General features: G+C 50.2%; 16 protein-coding genes and 2 pseudogenes. 8 read left to right on the plus strand and 10 right to left on the minus strand.

Annotated elements, in window-relative coordinates:
• Positions 1-7: 7 nt before the first annotated feature.
• A complete protein-coding gene (locus ACM1PF_RS33930; protein WP_416670944.1) occupies positions 8-619 on the plus strand; it encodes an exopolysaccharide biosynthesis protein in 612 nt (203 codons plus the stop codon).
• A 46-nt stretch (positions 620-665) separates the two neighbouring features.
• Here the strand turns inward: ACM1PF_RS33930 and ACM1PF_RS33935 are convergent, their stop codons facing one another.
• The 8 genes and pseudogenes from ACM1PF_RS33935 to ACM1PF_RS33970 all read right to left on the minus strand — a co-directional run bounded on the left by ACM1PF_RS33935 (position 666) and on the right by ACM1PF_RS33970 (position 9,362).
• On the minus strand, positions 666-1,532 hold the full coding sequence (locus tag ACM1PF_RS33935; protein ID WP_416670946.1) for a DUF6671 family protein: 867 nt from the start codon (positions 1,530-1,532) through the stop codon (positions 666-668).
• A gap of 132 nt (positions 1,533-1,664) precedes the next feature.
• Entirely contained in the window at positions 1,665-1,850 is a 186-nt protein-coding gene (locus ACM1PF_RS33940) for a hypothetical protein (RefSeq protein WP_416670949.1), read from the minus strand.
• Between the two features lie 60 nt (positions 1,851-1,910).
• Positions 1,911-2,311, minus strand: a pseudogene (locus ACM1PF_RS33945) (fasciclin domain-containing protein).
• Positions 2,312-2,516: 205 nt separating this feature from the next.
• Complete coding sequence (locus tag ACM1PF_RS33950) at positions 2,517-3,809, minus strand: CO2 hydration protein (RefSeq protein ID WP_416670951.1); 1,293 nt, start codon at positions 3,807-3,809, stop codon at positions 2,517-2,519.
• 232 nt (positions 3,810-4,041) lie between these two features.
• The gene (locus tag ACM1PF_RS33955; RefSeq protein ID WP_416670952.1) at positions 4,042-5,583 is read right to left on the minus strand and encodes an NADH-quinone oxidoreductase subunit M; all 1,542 of its coding nucleotides are present in this window, start codon (positions 5,581-5,583) and stop codon (positions 4,042-4,044) included.
• A gap of 189 nt (positions 5,584-5,772) precedes the next feature.
• Positions 5,773-7,611, minus strand: coding sequence for an NAD(P)H-quinone oxidoreductase subunit F (locus tag ACM1PF_RS33960; RefSeq protein ID WP_416670954.1), 1,839 nt, complete (start codon positions 7,609-7,611; stop codon positions 5,773-5,775).
• Positions 7,612-8,006: 395 nt separating this feature from the next.
• Positions 8,007-8,753 carry a hypothetical protein gene (locus ACM1PF_RS33965; protein WP_416670956.1) on the minus strand — a complete coding sequence of 249 codons (747 nt, stop codon included), beginning with the start codon at positions 8,751-8,753 and terminating at the stop codon, positions 8,007-8,009.
• Positions 8,754-8,777: 24 nt separating this feature from the next.
• A complete protein-coding gene (locus ACM1PF_RS33970; protein ID WP_416670958.1) occupies positions 8,778-9,362 on the minus strand; it encodes a Uma2 family endonuclease in 585 nt (194 codons plus the stop codon).
• Positions 9,363-9,508: 146 nt separating this feature from the next.
• Here ACM1PF_RS33970 and ACM1PF_RS33975 point away from each other — a divergent pair, with 146 nt between their 5' ends.
• Positions 9,509-10,576 (plus strand): oxidoreductase, encoded by a 1,068-nt coding sequence (locus ACM1PF_RS33975; protein WP_416670961.1) that lies wholly within the window; start codon positions 9,509-9,511, stop codon positions 10,574-10,576.
• A 99-nt stretch (positions 10,577-10,675) separates the two neighbouring features.
• Here the strand turns inward: ACM1PF_RS33975 and ACM1PF_RS33980 are convergent, their stop codons facing one another.
• Entirely contained in the window at positions 10,676-10,987 is a 312-nt protein-coding gene (locus tag ACM1PF_RS33980) for a hypothetical protein (RefSeq protein WP_416670962.1), read from the minus strand.
• Positions 10,988-11,111: 124 nt separating this feature from the next.
• Here ACM1PF_RS33980 and ACM1PF_RS33985 point away from each other — a divergent pair, with 124 nt between their 5' ends.
• From ACM1PF_RS33985 to ACM1PF_RS34005, 5 genes and pseudogenes are all read left to right on the plus strand, one after another.
• Positions 11,112-11,324, plus strand: coding sequence for a helix-turn-helix domain-containing protein (locus tag ACM1PF_RS33985; RefSeq protein ID WP_416676928.1), 213 nt, complete (start codon positions 11,112-11,114; stop codon positions 11,322-11,324).
• An 8-nt stretch (positions 11,325-11,332) separates the two neighbouring features.
• A pseudogene (locus ACM1PF_RS33990) lies at positions 11,333-11,545 on the plus strand (helix-turn-helix domain-containing protein).
• Positions 11,546-11,669: 124 nt separating this feature from the next.
• Positions 11,670-14,009 carry a tetratricopeptide repeat protein gene (locus tag ACM1PF_RS33995; protein ID WP_416670963.1) on the plus strand — a complete coding sequence of 780 codons (2,340 nt, stop codon included), beginning with the start codon at positions 11,670-11,672 and terminating at the stop codon, positions 14,007-14,009.
• Between the two features lie 317 nt (positions 14,010-14,326).
• Positions 14,327-14,578, plus strand: a complete 252-nt coding sequence (locus ACM1PF_RS34000) for a hypothetical protein (RefSeq protein ID WP_416670965.1) — start codon at positions 14,327-14,329, stop codon at positions 14,576-14,578.
• A 25-nt stretch (positions 14,579-14,603) separates the two neighbouring features.
• Complete coding sequence (locus ACM1PF_RS34005; protein WP_416670967.1) at positions 14,604-16,271, plus strand: L-lactate permease; 1,668 nt, start codon at positions 14,604-14,606, stop codon at positions 16,269-16,271.
• Positions 16,272-16,395: 124 nt separating this feature from the next.
• On the opposite strand, the gene ACM1PF_RS34010 is transcribed toward ACM1PF_RS34005, so the two are convergent.
• Positions 16,396-16,596, minus strand: a complete 201-nt coding sequence (locus tag ACM1PF_RS34010; RefSeq protein ID WP_416670969.1) for a hypothetical protein — start codon at positions 16,594-16,596, stop codon at positions 16,396-16,398.
• A 657-nt stretch (positions 16,597-17,253) separates the two neighbouring features.
• Between ACM1PF_RS34010 and ACM1PF_RS34015 the strand changes: the two genes are divergently transcribed.
• Positions 17,254-18,717, plus strand: coding sequence for a calcium-binding protein (locus ACM1PF_RS34015; protein WP_416670971.1), 1,464 nt, complete (start codon positions 17,254-17,256; stop codon positions 18,715-18,717).
• The last annotated feature ends 361 nt before the right edge of the window (positions 18,718-19,078 follow it).

The raw sequence follows: 19,078 nt of genomic DNA on the forward strand, positions 1-19,078 counted from the left end.
CTCGAAGATGTCCAGTCGATTTTCTCAAGAAATTAAAACGCTCCTGGAACGAATTACGCACCAACCGCTCACCCTGTCTGATCTGCTGACAGAAACTTCAGAACGGGGGTTTTCCCTGATCATTGGGCTGCTGGTGCTGCCCTTCCTGGTGCCTATGCCCCCTGGACTGTCTACCGTTCTGGGAGGAGGCTGTTTGTTGTTATCTGTACAAATGGCAATGGGTCGGCGATCGCCCTGGCTGCCGCGAAGGGTGGCTCAATTTCAATTTCCCAGAAATTTAGCTTTGCAAATTCTCAATCCCCTGCGACGATTTAGCACCTGGTTAGAGCGGTTTACACGTCCCCGCTTAACGGGGGTGACCCAACATCCCCGCATCTGGCAGGTGAATGGGCTGTGTCTGACCTGGCTAACTTTGTTGCTGATGAGTCCAATTCCAATGACGAATCCACTCCCAACGGTAGGAATTCTGGCGTTTGTGATTGCGACCCTGGAGGGAGATGGACTGCTGCTCTGTATAAGCTACGGTTTGACCACAATCATTACTGGATTTTTTGGGGTGATCGTTTACCTGCTCTGGCAGTCGCCCGCCTTAATTCAGCAGTGGTTGGGTCAGTCATAGCAATGCATCAAGCCCACAAGGATTTCAGATGATCCAGTCCGCATTTCTAAGGATTGCAGTAGGAACATTGGGCTGGATCTGCAAATTCCTGACCATTGGGAAAATAACTGACGCTGCTGAAATCACATTTTTGACAACGATGGGTCACAGCCAGAGGGAGGGCAGTTGGAAACTGACACAGGGCACAGGGTAATCCAGCCTGACGCTCCACTGCGGTAAAACCAGGATAACCACACTGCGGACAACATTGACTCATTTTGGTCACGAGATCCTGCGTCGCCTGGGCAATCACCTTCATCCGGGTAGGGTTGTGCATGGCTCGCATATCGGTTTCCAGGTGAGCCTGACCAAACTGACGCAGTAATTCGGTTACAGCGTCCACCAACTGGGATTCATCAGTAATGCCCTTAAAGATAGGAGAACCAGGGAGGGGGTGCGCCTCGGGCATGGCCACAACCCCGTGGGATGGAAACCCAACTTTTTGCGCAAAGGCGATCGCAGACTCCAGGGTTGTGACCTGTTGCTGGCTGTAGTTGGTGTCGGTGGAAATCACCTGACCGACGATCTCCAGATCCTGTTGGCGATCGATCAGCACCACGAGTTCTCGATCGCAAGCCAGGAAGGGAATGGAGGAGTGATGACCAAAACTCCCTTCGCTAGCCAGTCCCAGATCTAACCCGGTGAGTGCCATTGCCTTTTCTGCTTTGAGGCGGGCTGCCTGAAGTTGATCCCCCGTCCGCTCCACCTCGCGGGTAAAGGTGCCGAATTCATCCGTATTTAATGCTTCAGGCACAACAATTTGCATACCAATCTGGGCTAAAACGGGACGAATGGCCTGTTCTTTCCGGTGCATCGTGGCCAATACACCAGTTCGATTGTGAAACAGATTGTGGGCAAATTCATCACGGCTCATGGGTAGTGCTGACCTGAATCGGGGGACGTTCGCAGGCGATCGTTTTCCAGTTCTTCAACCGGGCGATCGGTTGGATCGGCGATCGGTTGGATCATTTCAAATTATCACCCTAAACATCCCTGAAATAGCACCTTAATCCTCTTCCCCTTCCTCCTCCTCACTATCCTCTTCTTCCTCCTCTTGTTCTGCGGGTTCTCCAGGTTGAGCTTCCTCCTCCTGCTCAGTATTGCCAGGAGCCGTTGGATTGTTGGGTTGACAAGCCGCCAGGAACGTCAGCCATAGGATGACAGGAAGAATAACTAAGCGTCTGATTTGCATCGTTGTGTACTCCTTCAGGGTTGATGTAGTGTGTTCTAAAATCCTGATTCACTGCCTGCTTTATCCCATCAAAATGACTCGATCGAGGACATGAATCACCCCGTTGTCCGCTTCAATATCGGCTGCCAACACCGTAGCGTTTTTCACCTCAAATCCATCGGATAAATCGATCGGAATGGGCGAACCTTCGATCGAAGTCAGGGATTCTACCTGCTCCAGATCCGCCTTCATCCATTTGCCTGAAACCACATGGAAGGTCAAAATTCGGGCCAGTTGAGGCACATTTTGTACCAGGGTTTGAATGGTTCCCGGAGGAAGTTTAGCAAAGGCATCATCATTCGGAGCGAAGACCGTGAACGGGCAGGGCCCTTCAGGGTTTCCACCAAATCAGCCGCTTGTACGGCTGTCACCAGCGTTTTGAATCCTTCTGCGCTTACTGCAATGTCAACAATATCTGCCATAGTTTGGAAGGGAAAAAGGAAAGAATGAAGAACGAAAAAAGAAGATTTCAGTCCTGCTACCTGTCAATCTCTTGTGGGGTGGACATCTTGCCCAGTCCACCAAGCATAGACTCTGATCTTTATTGTGGGGTAGGCATCTTGCCCGCCCAGTCTACCAGGCATCAACACCGATCAAGGGAGCCGTTTCTAGACCGGGCACTTTCCTTCATCGGTAATCCTGACTTTGAATATCTCTCAACCGCGCTTCCGGTCGCTTAAACCGATCGAGTTGCGATTCAAAGAATTTGCGATTCGCCATCAGGTGCCTGGGATTGGGATCATCCAGGGGATAGAGGAGGGCAGTCCGTAGTGCCTGAATTACCGCTGAGGTGACGTTGTACATCGATCGCTGGAAAGTAATCCCCAACTGGATCAGCATATCATCCTCACCTCGACAATACTGTTGATAATAATCCAGCAGGTATGGCGGTAAGAAGTGCAACATATCCTGCATTAGCAGTGTAGGAGGAATGCCTGCGGAACCGACCGGGAACACATCCGCATAGAGAATGCCGTAGTGAAACTCTTTTTGATCGAGGGGAACCTGCTTTGCCTGCGCATTGTAGGACTTGGTGCCCCGGAAGGGTGAAGTTCGGTAAAATACCGCTTCGACGTAGGGCAGGGCCGCTTCATAGAGCCACATAAAGCCCTTTGATTTAGGAATAATTTCGTAGCACTCACCCTGAATGTAAACGTGATGGTAAATCGGACGACCGGCGATCGCAAAAATACCGTTCACAAGAAAATTCATCGCCTCTGGAACCGTCGTCAATTTTCCTTCATCGTACAGATCCGACATCTCAAAAAACACCGGAGCCATGACTTCCCAGAACAGACCCAGGTTAGCGTAGTAGGATAGTTCCCGCACCTGCTCCAGGAACATATCCGGGAATAATTGGTACAATCCCAACATCACCGGATTGCCCCGGAAGTAAGCTCGAATGGCGCGATCGGCGTTAGCTTTATACTCCTCACTATCAAGGTACGGATCAAACTGGCCGCCCATGCCCCGATGCCAGAACATCGCCCGCATACAGGCTTCCGCAAACTCCATATTGACGCGATCGTGCCACAGATGGTGAAACAGCTTGGGTAATTTCTGCTTCAGTTCTCCCTTTTCCATGAAAGCCAGAAGTTCGGGATGGGCGGTAGCTTCTCCTCGCCAAATCCGCAGATCCGCATCATCCCCAGCATAATGATTGTGCAAATCCAGATACTCCTGGGGTAGGAAGTACTTAAAGGCCGGCAGCGGATTGAGAAACACCCGTTCGGCAATGTAGAGCAAATCGCGCCAGTAGAAATCCATCGGCACGGCATAGGCCTTGTAGATACCGATGATCTGCATCAGATTTTCCGGCGTATCGGGCAGCATAGAACCACCCGCCTCCAGGCGATGGATCACATCAGCGAATTCGTGGGTGGAAGGGGGGAGTTGGGTTTGAGAGAGGGTTAGGGTCATGGTAGGGAAGGGGAGTGGGGAATGGGGTAGGGGCGAATCGCGTTCGCATAGCGACTCCGAAGGAGTGATCGCCCGTACAGGGAGTGGGGTAGAGGCAAATTGCGTTCGTCCGTACAGGGAACGAGAGTTCTTGTGGGATGGGCAAGATGCCCATCCTGATTTAAATCCGTAGCGCCGGCATCTTGCCTGCATAAGACGATCGATCGACGATCGTCTTATGCAGTAACCGGATCTAATCTTTCACTTCCATCATGCCAGGGTAAGGGTCATGATTCGCTATTGCCTCTGATGGCTCTGCAACCTGGACGATCGTCGGTTGCGTCAGGGTGGGAATGGCGGCCACCATAGAGAGAGTAGTGGATTCGCTCCAGCGGACTAACCAGGTGGGTTGAATGCCCAGGAAGAAAATAATCATGGACAGGATTAAAGCCGGAACCCGTTCTCGCCACTCTACTTTAGGGAAATAGGCGATCGCATTATCCAACTTACCAAAGCAGGTGCGGTTCAACAGAATCACGAAGTACACCGCCGTTAAGCCTGTTCCCACCACACACAGCAAAGTCTGAACCGGAAAGACTGCATAGCTGCCCTGGAACACCAGAAATTCTGCAATAAAGCCGACTAATCCTGGAATTCCCGCACTGGCCATGCCCCCCAGAATCAGCAGGGCACTGACCAAAGGCAATCCCCGGATCGGATTCATCAACCCGTTGAGGACATCCAGCTCTCGCGTTCCCACTTTGGCTTCAATCACACCCACCAGATGGAACAGAATCGCCAGAATTAATCCATGCGCCACCATTTGGGCCACCGCACCCACCAGACTTAGTGGGGTTAATGCAGCCCCCCCCAGCAGGATGTATCCCATGTGGCCAACGGAACTGTACGCGACCATGCGTTTGATGTCCTTTTGGGCGATCGCCACCGTTGCTCCGTACAACACACTGACCGTTGCCCAGGTCGCTAATCCTGGAGCCAGAACCGCCCAGGCTTCGGGAAACAGTCCTAAGCCAAACCGAAAAATGCCATAGGCTCCCAGCTTTGCCAGTACGCCACCCAGCAAAATCGCTACGGGGGCAGAAGCCGCAACGTAGGTATCCGGCAGCCAGGTGTGTAACGGCACCAGGGGAATTTTGATGCCGAAGCCCACCAGGACAAAGCCCAGCAGGATAGTTTGAATCCAGAGGGGCAACGTCTGTCCCATCAATGCCTCGTAGGCAAAGCTGTCCGCTCCTTGCTGCCACACCAGTCCCAGGAAGGCAACCAAAATCAATGCGCCAGACAGAGCCGTATAGAGCAAAAATTTGGTCGCAGCATAATTTCGCTTTTCGCCACCCCAAATCGAAATCAGCAGATAAAAGGGGACGAGTTCCACTTCATAGAACAGGAAAAACAGCAGCAAATTTTGGGACAGAAGTGCGCCCGCAACGGCCCCACTCACCAACAGCACCAGGCTGTAGAACAACCGGGGGCGCTCAGTTTGTTCCTGGCTACTATAAATGGCGATCCAGGTGAGCAAACTGTTGAGGAGGAGGAGAGGCAGAGACAATCCATCTACGCCCAACTGATAGTTCAAGCCCAGTGCTTCCAGCCAGGGGAGATATTCCTGGAGTTGCAGTAGTGGATTGGAGAAATCGAACTGAGCCGCAATCCAGAGGGACCAGAGCAAGATCAGCCCACTCAGAATCAGAGCCGTCAGTTTCGTCTGGCGAATCGGCAAAATGACGATCGCAAGGGCACTAAGAATCGGAAACCAGATGAGTGTACTTAGCATTTTGGGGGAATCGGGAATCGAGAATCGAGAATCGGGAATCGGGAATCAGAAGAAACTCAGTAGGAGCGGTAGCTGGGTTTGCTGAGGATCATGGATTAAATCACCTGTAAAGCGTTTTGCTTTGTTGACTGGGCGGGCAAGATGCCCACCCCACAAGAATTTCAGCTTATTTAATTCGTCGGGTGGATACTACCAAACCAACGTCCAACTAATACTTAAAGCAATCACCGCCAACCCAATGGCGATCGTCAGGATGTAAAACTGTCCCTGACCAGAGTTACCGTATTTCAGGGCTTCTCCACTGAAGAGTGATGCCACTCCCACCAAATTCACCACTCCATCTACCACATGGCGATCGAACCAGTCAATCAAACGAGAAGCCCGATCGACGCAGAAAACAATGCTGGAGCGATAGAGTTGGGGCGTGTACAGGTCATAGGCAAAGAAGGACTGAAGCCGTTTCCAGGGCAGTTGAATCGGTTTGGGAATGCTTTGCCCAATGTAGACGACGGCTCCAATGCTAATGCCCGCCAAATCAGACCATACCAGAAGCAAGGCCATATCCTTGTTCAGGTCAGCCCAACTGGGGAGTAAGGAGAGGCTTTGCAGGATCAGGGGCAAATGCAGCGTCACACCCATCAGCACCATCATCGGTAGCGTCACCAGCCAGAAGTTTTCCGGCGATCGCTCAGTCATTTGCTTGGGAGAACCGGCGAAAATTAGACCAAATTCACGGATCAGGCTGAAGGCGGTCAATCCATTCACCAGGAGCAGAACGCCCACCAGCCAGGGTTGCGTCGCCCACAGTCCATCCGCCAGCTTCAGCAATGCCCAAAATCCACCCAGAGGCGGCAAACCCACCAAACCAGCAATGCCCACCAGACAGCACAAACCGGAAATCGGCCGACGGCTCCAGAGTCCCCCCAGTTGGGTCAAATCCTGAGTAATACTGTTCAACACGATCGACCCCGTACTCATGACCAGCAATCCCTGAGCCAGGGCATGGCTAAGAATCAACAATAGGGCGGCATCGGTTTGTCCGGTGCCCACAGCGATGAACACCAGTCCCATGTAAGCACTCACCGAGTAGGAAAGCGATCGTTTCACATCAATCTGAGCGATCGCAATCAGGGTTCCGCCCACGGCCGTCAGCGCCCCAATCGCAATCATCGCGGTGAGCACCGTAGGAGACAATGCCAAGACGGGCTGGAGTTTGATTAATACCCAGGCTCCGGTTGCCACCACCACGGAATTCCGCAGAATTGTACTGGGGATGGGCCCTTCCATTGCCTCATCCAGCCACAGGTGCAGGGGAAATTGAGCGCACTTACCCATCGGCCCAGCCAGCAGAGCCAGGCCAACCAGAGTGGCGATCGTTGGATCTACCGTAGCCGTTTCGGCCCACTGCGCCAGTTCACTGAAATTCCAGGTTCCCGCCAGAGGGTAAATTGCTAATACCCCCATGAGCAAAAACAAATCACCCACCCGCTTGGTGAGAAAGGCATCTCGCGCCCCCGTCACCACCAGCGATTGATTAAACCAGGTGCCGACAATCAGGTAAGTTCCCAGGGTGAGAATCTCCAGAATGATGTAGCTGAAGAAGAGGGAATCACAGAACGCCAGACTACACATTCCGGCTTCAAACAGAGCCAGCATGGCAAAAAACCGTGACCACCCCCAGTCCATCTCCAGATAGCCGATCGCATAGGTCTGGGCCAACACATTTAAGCCGGTGACGACCAAACTGGCTCCCACCGTTACCGCAGAAATTTCTATAGGCAGGGAAAGATCTAACCCTGCCACCTGTAACCAGGAAATGGAAAGCGTTTGAGCCGGCTGCTGCCACACCAATGGAAAGGCCGCCAGACTGTGAATAAACGCCAGAAAAGTCATGAGTAAGTTAATGTAACCCGCAGGACGGGGCCCCGTACGACGAATTAGCGCCGGTGACCAGAGACTGGAGGCCACAACGCCAACGATCGCGTAGCAAGGAATGAGCCAGACGGTTTGCAGCAAAAAAGGAGTCATGCAGTTTACCTGTAGGACTTTCAGAGAACGGATGGGGGAAGGCGCAAACTAAGTTGCCGACAAAACTTTCAGGATCAAATCAGCCCCATTCACACTGACCCAAGATGGTTAGAAGGGGTTGCACCCCTGTCAGGAACCAAATTTTGACTCTTAACCCATCAAAGTGCGATCGATTAGATTGGCTGATGACATCAGGTTTAGTCTATAAAATGGCTTGCCTGAATAGATTAAAATCTATCCTAAGAATACTCTAGCCGCATGAATCCAAAAGATCAATGAGATTAACTATAGAGGTTGCTGGAGCGAGGGTAAAGCTTTGCTTATTGGTTCTTTGGGAAGATGACAGACCAGATGCCCGCCCTGCAGGATGAAGGCTGATTCTGGAGAGGGGAGGCTCATTCATTCGCAGAGGGTTCAGAGGGGAGAGCCTTCTGGTCAAACTTTTCCGCTTCCTGAAGCGACTTTGCATCCGACGTGCTTTCCATTGACTTTACAGAAATGGTTTTAGGATCACGGTAGAAAGATCGACTGTCTCTGGACTGAATCACGCCCTGTTTCTCTAGAAAACCCACCACCAGAATCGTCAGGAGTCCGATCGCCAGCAGCACATTCCCAATCAACGAAAGGTTGAATCGATTTTCGCTGGCATGAAGTTGTGCCTGTAGTTCCTGACTCCGCTTCTCAGCCTCCTCTGCCCGTCCCACCTGTTTACCAATTTCGATCGACTGTTCCAGAATCGCATTCCGCTGCACTTGAATCTCGGCCAGTTCCCGTTCAGCCTGTTCCTTTAATTTATCGGCATCAATTTGAGCGGGCTTCACCCGTCCTCTTTTCGTACTGGCTTCTTTGGTTAATCGCGTAATCTCTTTAATATCAATTTCATGTTGCCGTTGCAGGGTGCCAATATCTTTCTGGGCCTGCATATAAAGCTCTTTATAAACCGCCCCTTCTCCTGCCCCGACTCTATACCCTGCATGGTAGCGAGTGTTCCAACTAAACAAGAGCACAATGCCCAAAACAAGTACTAGGGTCCAGGCAATAATCCCACTACTCTCAGCAGTCGAGGAAACATTTGCCCAGAACCCTGCTTTTTGCTCCGTCTGCTCCGTCATTTGCGCTACTCCCCACTCTTCACTCTTCACTTTTCTCTCTTCTCTTTTCTCTCTTCACTCCATCTTCCCGATCACCCCCTCATAGAGATCCTTCAACCCAATTTCAACTGGCACCGAGGATAAACCAATCTGCGCCTCTAACCCTTTGTACTCTGTAAACAACCACTGATGCTCAGACTGCCAGACAAACTGCTCAACATGAGCTTTGGATTGATCAATCAGCAAATATTCCTGAAAGGTCGGGATCGTGCGATAGGCTGCAAACTTTTCCCCTCGATCGTATCCCTGGGTTGAATCCGATAACACTTCCGCAATCAGCACCGGATTGGTAACGGTATCTTTTCGTCCTGGCTTGAGTTCCAGGGGGCGTTGGATCACCATTACGTCTGGGTAAGTATAAAGATCTAAATCAGGAATCCAAAGGCGTTGATCGGTCACAAATATACTGTAAGGCTGTCCTCTCAAAACGGACTTCAGTAAATAAATTAGATTGCCTGTGATTTCGTTATGCTCAGGTGTGCCGCCAGTCATGGGAATGATTTCTCCGTTGCGGTATTCATGGCGAATCTCAGACTCCACCTCCAACGCCAGATATTCTTCTGCGGTGTGGGGCTTGGGCTGTCTAGGGGCGATCGTCATGGTGAATCTCTCCTGACGGTTGACACTTGTAACTCTGTTGTAACAGTTTGGGCGATCGGTTCCAATGTCGTACCACTTGAACGGTAAAAAAATTGAAGCAGATTTGTCTTATCTAAAATTGAAGATATGAATGATTTGGAGCAATCATGGTCGCTCAAATTCAAGTGGGGTTGGTTGGTTATGGCATTGCAGGTCAGGTGTTTCATGCCCCCCTGATTAATGCTGTTCCGGCTCTAAAGTTGGCAAAGGTTGTGGAACGTCACGGTGAAGCTTCTCGCCAGCAATATCCCTGGGTAGAAGTCGTTCAGAATGCAGATGCCCTGTTCCACGATCCAGCGATCGATCTGGTGGTCATTGCCACCCCCAACCCGACACACTTTGAACTGGCCCAGCAGGCCTTATTGGCTGGAAAACATGTGGTCGTTGATAAACCCTTCACTACCACTTCCGCTCAGGCTCAACAATTAATTGAGCTAGCCCAGAAAACTCAGCGAATTCTTAGTGTTTATCACAACCGTCGCTGGGATGGAGACTTTCAAACCGTCAAACAGATCATCGCACAGGGAATCCTGGGAGAATTGGTAGAATATGAAGCCCACTACGATCGCTTTAGAAACACCCTCAAACCGGGAGCATGGCGGGAAACGCCGGAATTGGGAAGCGGCATTCTGTTTGATATGGGGTCGCATTTGATCGATCAGGCGCAGGTCTTATTTGGTCTGCCCCAATCCGTTACCGCAGATGTGCGAACTCAACGAGCAGGGGCAAAAGCCGATGATTATTTTGAGATTGGCTTGGACTACGGCAGCTTGAAAGTGATCCTGAGGGCTGGAATGCTGGTGAGAGAACCGGGGCCCCACTTCATCCTGCATGGCTCAGAAGGTTCGTTTGTCAAATATGGCATGGATCCCCAGGAAGCAGCCCTGCGACAGGGGTTGACTCCCGTCGAGCCAGATTGGGGATTGGAACCCCAAGCGCAGTGGGGAACGTTGAACACACAAATGGGTCGTTTGCATTTCTACGGGCAAATTGAAACACTACCAGGCTGCTATCAGGCGTTCTATGAAAATGTTTATCAGGCGATCGCGCAAGGGGCAGAACTGGCGGTTAAACCGCAGGAAGCCAGAAACACAATTCGCATAATTGAATTAGCCCTGGAAAGCCACCGAGAGCAGCGGACAAAACTCTACGGGGACATTGCGGCCAGCAACTAGCTCTCGTCAGTTGGAAAAGGCTGACTGGCTAAGATTTTGCGAGATGCAGACTTGATACGAGATGAATTTATCGCCCTACTAAATTTAATCCCATGAGAATCAAGGCACTGATCTATCCTGCCGAGGGTTGGCTGAAAGTAGCAACCGATCGGGGGGATCAAAGATAATCACGTACTCTGCATCTGGAGTCATCTGCTGCAAAATTTTGAGATGCGCCTCGGCATCATTGCGTTTACGAAATCGGGCAACCACGGTGCGCTGCATTTGCGGGAGAAGGCGGATGATGCACCAGGGATGGAGGCGATCGAAGTAGGGAGTGGGAAGTGGGGAGTGGGGAGTGGGGAGTGGGGATGGGAAAAATTGGGCAGCGTGAACTGAAGCCGTTGAATGGAACGGGTAGGCTGATATCATGAGGATTACTCCTGAATTTTCGGGAAATATATGGTGGATCGCCCTTCAGTTTTTCAGGCAGGAGGGCGATCGGCTTTTGAAGCTGAACTTATTAAAGGCTACGATCGTAGCCTTTGTCAACTGCATGGGACGGATCAGATTAAAAGTCCGAGAATTTGCTGATGAGAAAGGCTGGACATTAAAAGAGGTGTCTGAGCGATCGGGGGTTCCCTACGCCACAGTAAAGAAGTATGCTCAGGCTCCGACTCTAGCGACGGTGGACTATACGGCTTTGATGAAACTGGCTCGGATTTTTGAAGTGATGACGGATGACTTAGTGGAAGTTGTAGAGGAGTAAGGAGACGATTGGGGCGAATTAAGCTGAAAATCAGAGAATTTGCTAAAGCGCGAGGCTGGACGTTAAAGGAAGTCTCTGAACGTTCAGGAATTGTTTACAGCACCTTGAAAACCTATGCCTGATCGCCTGGAATGTCCACGGTAGACGTAACAGCTTTACTCAAACTGGCTTGGACTTTTGATGTGGCGATCGAGGATCTGGTTGAAGTGGTGGAAGAGTAGGAACAACGACAATACCGGCATTTTCCTGAATTCTGTCAGCGGCTTCCCTACCTCACCCCATCGAAAGGCGACAGGTTAAGATTTGCTCAGGTGCGATCGGTTTTTATCAAATCCCATACCTGTAATGCCAGACCTTTTGCAGTTACTTGAAAACTTATGGCAGTTTGCCCTGGAGCATGACGGTATTGCGATTGCAATTGCAACTCCGATTTTGACGTGTCTGGGTTGGTTTCTTACAAAAGCTGGGCGAGCATTTTGGCGGACATTGAAGAAGCGACGAACCCATCCGCCAGTGTCAAGTGATTTGTTTCCGTTTGAGGTGATTCAGCCTGGTACGGGTGATGTGCTGCAACGACTGTTGGATTCGCGGCAGAGCAAGGCTGATCCGTTGGCGGATTTTAATGTGCCCTATCAGGCTCGACGAGAAGCGGCAGATATTCGGCAAGAGCTAGAAAATCAGCTTAACCGGGGCTGGTTGCTGCTGTTGGGGCGGACGGGACTGGGTAAAACGCGAGAAGCGGCTGAACTGGCTAAACTTTTGAACGGTGAAGGCTGGGTGGTTCTGCGATTGAAGAATGATGAGTGCGCCTGGTTGACTGAGCCGAGTCGCTTTCCAATAGAGCAGATTGGGGTGAGTCAACCGAAATTACTGTTTGTGCTGGACAACCTGGGACAGGCGATGTATTTGGGCAGTCGATCGGCGGGTGCTATCCAGCCGTCTTCGGATTCTTCAGATTCCCAGGAAAAACCGCTCCAGCTAGCAGACACTCCTTTGCATGAGCGTTTGTTGAAAACGCTGAAATTTTATGAGAATGCCTGCGGGAAAGACCGGGTTCGAGTGTTGGCAACGGCACGGAATGAACCGGGAGAGTTAGAGAAACTGGAACTAGAAAATCATCTGCTGTGGCAACGGTTTCAGCAGTATGAACTGCCTGACCCCAGCAATCAGGCGATCGTGAATTTACTGGTCGATCGTACAACGCAAGCAAACATCAAAACCAATCCTGAGGAGTTGGATGACATTGCTCGATCGAATGATGGAACCTTCAGGAACATTGTTGAAAACTTGGTGAAAGCCAAAAATCGAGATGTGGCTCTGACGGGACAAACCTTTCAGCACTCTTTGAAAGGAACCTGGAAGGAGCGATATGACAGTGCAATTCAGACGGCTCCTCTTGCTGAGTACATTTATGATGCGGTGGATCTGTTGCGTCAGATGGGGATCGTGCTCCATGAAATTACCGTTTTACCTACAGCACAACAGTTGGCAGGAGGTAATTTTTGGCAAAGACAATGGCGTAAGCAAAAACTTCGTACTGTGCTTCAATCTTTAATTCAAACTGAACGGATTCTACAACCGCGTGATGGTCAGATTGAAGCCAAAGGAACGCAAATTGATGTTAAGCCACACATTCCATTTTTACTCTCTTTGTTGCTGAATCTAGTCGATCGTGATCCACAATTCATGCTAGTTTCCTTGTTTAGCTTCGGGGTTGAAGCCATTGAGCAACAACAATATCAAGCTGCACTATCTAGCTCTGAAAAACTCCTCGAATTCACCCCAGATTCTGGACTTGTATGGTTCTTGAAAGGCATTGCACTGGTCAACTTAGGGCAATACCAACAGGCGATCGACTCCTATGACAAAGCACTGGAGTTCAAACCTGATTACCACCAAGCTTGGTACAACCGAGGAGTTACACTGTACAACTCAGGGCAATACCAACAAGCGATCGACTCCTATGACAAAGCACTGGAGTACAAACCCGATAAACACCAAGCTTGGTATAACCGAGGAGTTGCACTGGATGACTTAGGGCAATATCAACAAGCGATCGACTCCTATGACAAAGCACTGGAGTACAAACCCGATAAACACCAAGCTTGGAACAACCGAGGAGTTGCACTGAAAAACTTAGGGCAATACCAACAAGCGATCGACTCCTATGACAAAGCTCTGGAGTTCAAACCCGATGACCACGAAGCTTGGTACAGCCGAGGAGGTGCTCTGTACAAATTAGAGCAATACCAACAGGCGATCGACTCCTATGACAAAGCACTGGAGTTCAAACCCGATGACCACGAAGCTTGGTACAGCCGAGGAGGTGCACTGTACAACTCAGGGCAATATCAACAAGCGATCGACTCTTTGGACAAAGCTCTGGAGTACAAACCTGATTACCACCAAGCTTGGAGCAACCGAGGACTTGCACTAGCTAACTTAGGGCAATACCAACAGGCGATCGATTCCTATGACAAAGCTCTGGAGTTCAAAGCCGATCAACACGAAGTTTGGTATAACAAAGCTTGCTGCTATGGATTGCAAGGAGATATTGAACAAGCCATTCAGAACTTGCAACAATCGATCGCCCTTAACCCTGAATGTCGAGAACTAGCAAAAACAGATGAGGACTTCGATCGCATTCGTCACGACGATCGGTTTCAGGCATTGATAGAGGAATAGGGGCAATAAGGCTCCGCCTCGCTAACGCGATAAGGCTCCGCCTTGCTAGTGCGATAAGGCTCCGCCTCGCTAACGCGATCGATTTAGAGGATAAGAATGGTCTGATGAGTGAAACCCTCCATTGGCATTCCCTGATGTAACGATCGATGTACTGCATCTCCTCATTTCAAGCTGACTATTAAGCTTTATTATCCAGATTGCCCAGTCAGGTCTCAGAATGGGCGATCGGCTTGGTAGAATCTGGGCATAGACGAAAAAGACCGCATTGAAAAACTCAATTCAAAAACTTTACTAATCTAGCTGAGGTAGATTTCACCATGAGTACCCAAGAAGAAGCCAGAAAAGCGGCAGCACAACAACGCCAGGATGAGAAGCACCTGCAACAATCCATGCGAAGTCGTTCTGAGGAAGCACTGGAGGTGGGCGATCGCCATACCTCTGTGACAGAAGAAGCGAGAGAACGGATGGTGGAAGAGCATCAGCATGAAAAACATATTCAAAAAACAATGTTAAACCGTGCCGAATCTGAACTGGGAGTCAAGCATGGAGAGGATTCTGCCCATCAGTGATGGTTTCCTTCGTGTCACCTGAATCATGGTTTTATCGCTTTATTCCTTCATTGCCCTGATTCCCATCCTTACCGTTTTCCTGCTTCTGGTAGGAGTACGGATGCCTGCTGGACGAGCGATGCCGATCGCCTACCTGGTGACAGCAACGATCGCCCTCCTGGTGTGGCAAGTGCCGTTTAACTGGGTGGCGGCCTCTACGGTACAAGGGCTATGGATTGCAGTTGAAATTTTATACATCGTCTTTGGCGCAGTATTGCTACTGAACACCCTGCAAGCATCCGGAGCCATTCAGGCTATCCGCCAAAGCTTACTCTCCATTTCCGGCGATCGTCGCGTTCAAGTCATTATTATTGCCTGGCTGTTTGGCAGTTTTATCGAAGGTGCGTCGGGCTTCGGTACTCCAGCCGTCATTTGTGTACCGCTCCTGGTGGCGATCGGCTTTCCAGCAATGGCAGCGGTTCTGGTGGCACTAATCATTCAGAGTACGCCCTCTACCTTTGGCGCAGTGGGCACTCCCATTCTGATCGGAATTGATGCCGGGTTAAGCGGAGTGACGGCCGTACAGACACAGGTTTTGGCATTGGGGCTAACCTATCCAGAGTATCTGCGGCTGATTGGACAATATGCTGGAGTGGTCAATGGGATCGTTGGCAGTTTTATTCCATTAATCCTATCGTTGGTATTAACGGTCTTCTTTGGCGATCGTCCTTCCATCCGTGCCGGACTGTCTGCCTGGAAGTTTGCTCTGTTTGCGGGCATTGCCTTTACCATTCCCTACGCGCTGACTGCGATCGCACTGGGCCCAGAATTTCCGACGATTGTAGGAGGCCTGGTGGGATTGGCCCTGGTAGTCTTCGTTGCCAAACGGGGATGGTTAGTTCCTCAACAGCCCTGGGATTTTCCACCCCGAGAACGCTGGGATGTCTCATGGTTAGGCAATTCCCCTGCCACCCTGTCAACTAATCCAGCAACAATGGGAGCGGTTAAAGCCTGGCTTCCCTATGGATTAGTGGGGGTGCTACTGGTGATTTCGCGGGTGGTGCCTCCCGTCACGGCTGCTTTGCGATCGGTACAGATCCGCTGGAGCAATATTTTTAACACTTCCCTCACTGCTACCCTGCAACCCCTTTACATACCCCCCACTATCCTGCTGCTGGTGGTGGGCATTACCTACTTTTTGCATCGCATGAAACCAGCAGATCTGCGGCAGGCGATCGGGGATGCACTACCCGTCATTCGTAAAGTGACCCTGGCGTTGGGTGCAGCAGTGTTGATGGCGCGAGTCTTCATTAACTCCGGCACAAATACCACAGGATTAGACAGTATGCCCTTAATGCTAGCCGACACAATGGCAGCGATCGTTGGGCAAGGCTGGGCTTTCTTTGCCCCGGTGGTCGGATTAATCGGCGCATTTGTAGCGGGCAGTGTCACCATCAGTAACATGATGTTTTCCTTGTTCCAGTTTGGCGTTGCCGATCAACTGGATCTATCTACCGCTTTAATTCTGGCGTTACAGTGTGTGGGTGCATCAGCAGGGAACATGATCTGTGTGTCTAATATTGTGGCGGCTGCGGCAACGGTAGGGTTACTGGGGCGGGAAGGCATCATCATCCGACGGCTATTGTTGCCAGCAGGATACTATATTGGCTTGGCGGGTATTCTGGGAATCCTCTTGCAGTTGTTAAGGGTATGAGATTTCCGCCGACTCCAAGGAATCCTGAATATCGACTCAATCATCCAAGTACGAATCTGTAACGCCAGCAGCCTGACGCGAGACAGACCAGTGGCGTTACAACGCAGCCGCATTAAATTAACAGTTAACGCACCAGCACCGTCATGTATTTCCCGTTGGCAAAGGGAGCCGGAATGATGGGGGTGAACTGAACCCGATCGGTGGCTACTCGTCGGACGTATAGCTCATTCATAGTGAAGATGACCTGATCGCGGGTGCCGATAATCCAAAGTTGGGCCCGATCGTCTGGTGCGACGGGCAATCGTTCGTTGAACTCTGAAGACATATTTAGTTCCTCGCTGAGATGATGTAAGGGAAGAAAAGCTTAAGGTGTGGGAGTATGTTCCAGGAACAGCCCCCCAGACTCCTTACTAAACAGCGAGGCGATCGATTGTCGATCCGATGATCTACAATCAGCACAGCCTAGCTCTCTGGTTGTCGCAGAGAGTCAGGTTAGCTGGTTAGGGTTGTTTGCGGCTTCCCTAATCAGCGCAGACCTCACCTTAAGCCGATGGGTTCACTGGCTCCTTCTCGTTGAAACAACCAGCATCGCAATAGCATAAGGGATACACCTGGAGAAGATCAAGCGTATCCCAATACTTTTTGATGAAACTTTAGATGAAACTTTAAGGGCAAATCGATCGCGTCCTACTGTTCTCCATAACTTTCCTCAATTTTTAGCCATCGACCTGCTTAGATTGGACAGTTAAAGTGAAAACATCCTGAGAAACGGATGAGAGCGAACTGAAAAGAGCCAGCATTTAGCCCTCTACAAAAGCAGCTTTAACCCCTCAGAACGATCGCTCATTATCACCGAACTGGATCACCTCGCAATGCTAGTAGGAATCCAACTCGGATGATTTTTGATGCCAGATTGTGAGGAAAAATCCTCAAGCATGAATATATTCAATCACCCCTTGCAACGAATAAAGGAACAAGAACAATGGCAATTATCAACGGTAACGAAGCAAACAATAACCTTGTAGGAACACCGGCTGACGATCAGATTAATGGTTTGGGTGGACATGATACCCTCATCGGGGGTGCAGGCGATGATACCCTTGCCGGAGGGGATGGTTATGATGTCCTGAAACCCTATGGTGGTGTTTATCAACCCAATCCCGCCAACGTGATCAGCGAGTTTGATGTCCTGATTGGAGGCAAAGATCCGGATCTGTTTGATTTAACCGATCGCTCTGGTAATCCTGCCTACTTAAATGACGATCGCTTAGATGACCCTACGCCCAAAGGATTTGCTTTAATTAGAGACTTTAATTCCATCCTCACTTCAACTGAAGGCGACAAAATTAAACTCAGTGGTGCGCCGGCCCACTATCGGATTATTCCAGTATTCTGGGGACAAAAATTTGGCAACGAAGATACTGCAAACACGGCTGATTTAGCTCTGGTTTATATTGGCCCAGAACAAGATAAACAGGATGTTGTCGCGGTTTTACAGGATGCTCCCCGTAGCTTTATCGATAACGAGGGATTATTAAGACTCGAAAGTATCTTTGTGTTTGATCCGAACTATCAGCATCCCGCTCCCCCATCGCCACCCCCTAACCCAAACGTCATTTCCGCAGTCAGCTACACCCTGGGAGCCAATGAAAGAAACTTAACGTTAATTGGAACGGATAATGTTAACGGAACCGGCAACGAGTTTGATAACGTGATTATCGGTAACAGTGGTAATAACCTGTTACAAGGCTTAGGCGGCAATGATACCCTAGTAGGCGGTGCAGGTGATGATACCCTGGATGGCGGCACTGGAAGTAATCTGATGCAGGGTGGATTAGGGGACGACACTTACATCGTCAACAGTGCCACTGACTTAGTAGTTGAAAACCCAAATGAAGGCACAGATACGGTTCTGGCTGCCCTCAGCTATACATTAACGGAAAACGTTGAGAACCTGCGCCTTACGGGTAATGGTAATATCAACGGTACGGGTAATGAACTCAATAACGTCATCATCGGGAATGCAGGCGTGAATACTCTGGATGGAGGTGCAGGTAATGATACGCTGATTGGCGGCCGGGGGCGAGATAGAATGGTGGGCGGATCAGGAGCCGATCGCTTTGTCTTCACTGGGCCGCGAGATGGAGTCAAGCGGATTGCGGACTTTAACCGTCGGGAAGGGGATAAGCTGGTCTTTCTGAATCAGGCGTTTGAAGGCTCAGAAGGCTTTGAGGGACTGCGTTCCGGTCGGATTAGACGCAATCAGTTCCACGTCGGCAAACGGGCAGAGAGCGATCGGCACCGCTTCATTTACAACGAAAACCGGGGCATCCTGTTCTACGATGCAGACGGTGCGGGAGGGCAGAGACAGGTGCGCATTGCCACCTTTGCCAATCAGCCAACTCTCAGAGCAAGTGATATCATCGTTGCTGCTTCACCCTTCTAAATCAGTTCGCTCACCATCCATTTCTTTTCTTCAATTCAGCCAAGAGCTTATCAGGGGTAGTCCACAAACTGCCCCTATTTCATTCTGTTGATTCAACCTTTGGGGGAGGAGCGAAGTCACAAGGGGAAAATGTTGTTTGGTCAAATATGCATCCCAAATAACCAAACTTCTCTTCAACTAAAGTTGTGTTGTAAAACACGAAAAGTCAACTTTTGATTTCAAGCCAGGAAATAACAAATAGAACCAAAGCCAGAAGTTAAACAGGGCTTTTTTAGGGAAGCTGGAGTTAATAGCGGCGCAATCTTTCGCTGTTTTTCTCAAGATAAAGGGTTGTTAAATACTCAGCCTTAAGCATAGAAAT

Origin of the sequence: Egbenema bharatensis FJBBOT/2019, assembly GCF_048077055.1 — a bacterium.
Lineage (GTDB): Bacteria > Cyanobacteriota > Cyanobacteriia > Elainellales > Elainellaceae > Egbenema > Egbenema bharatensis.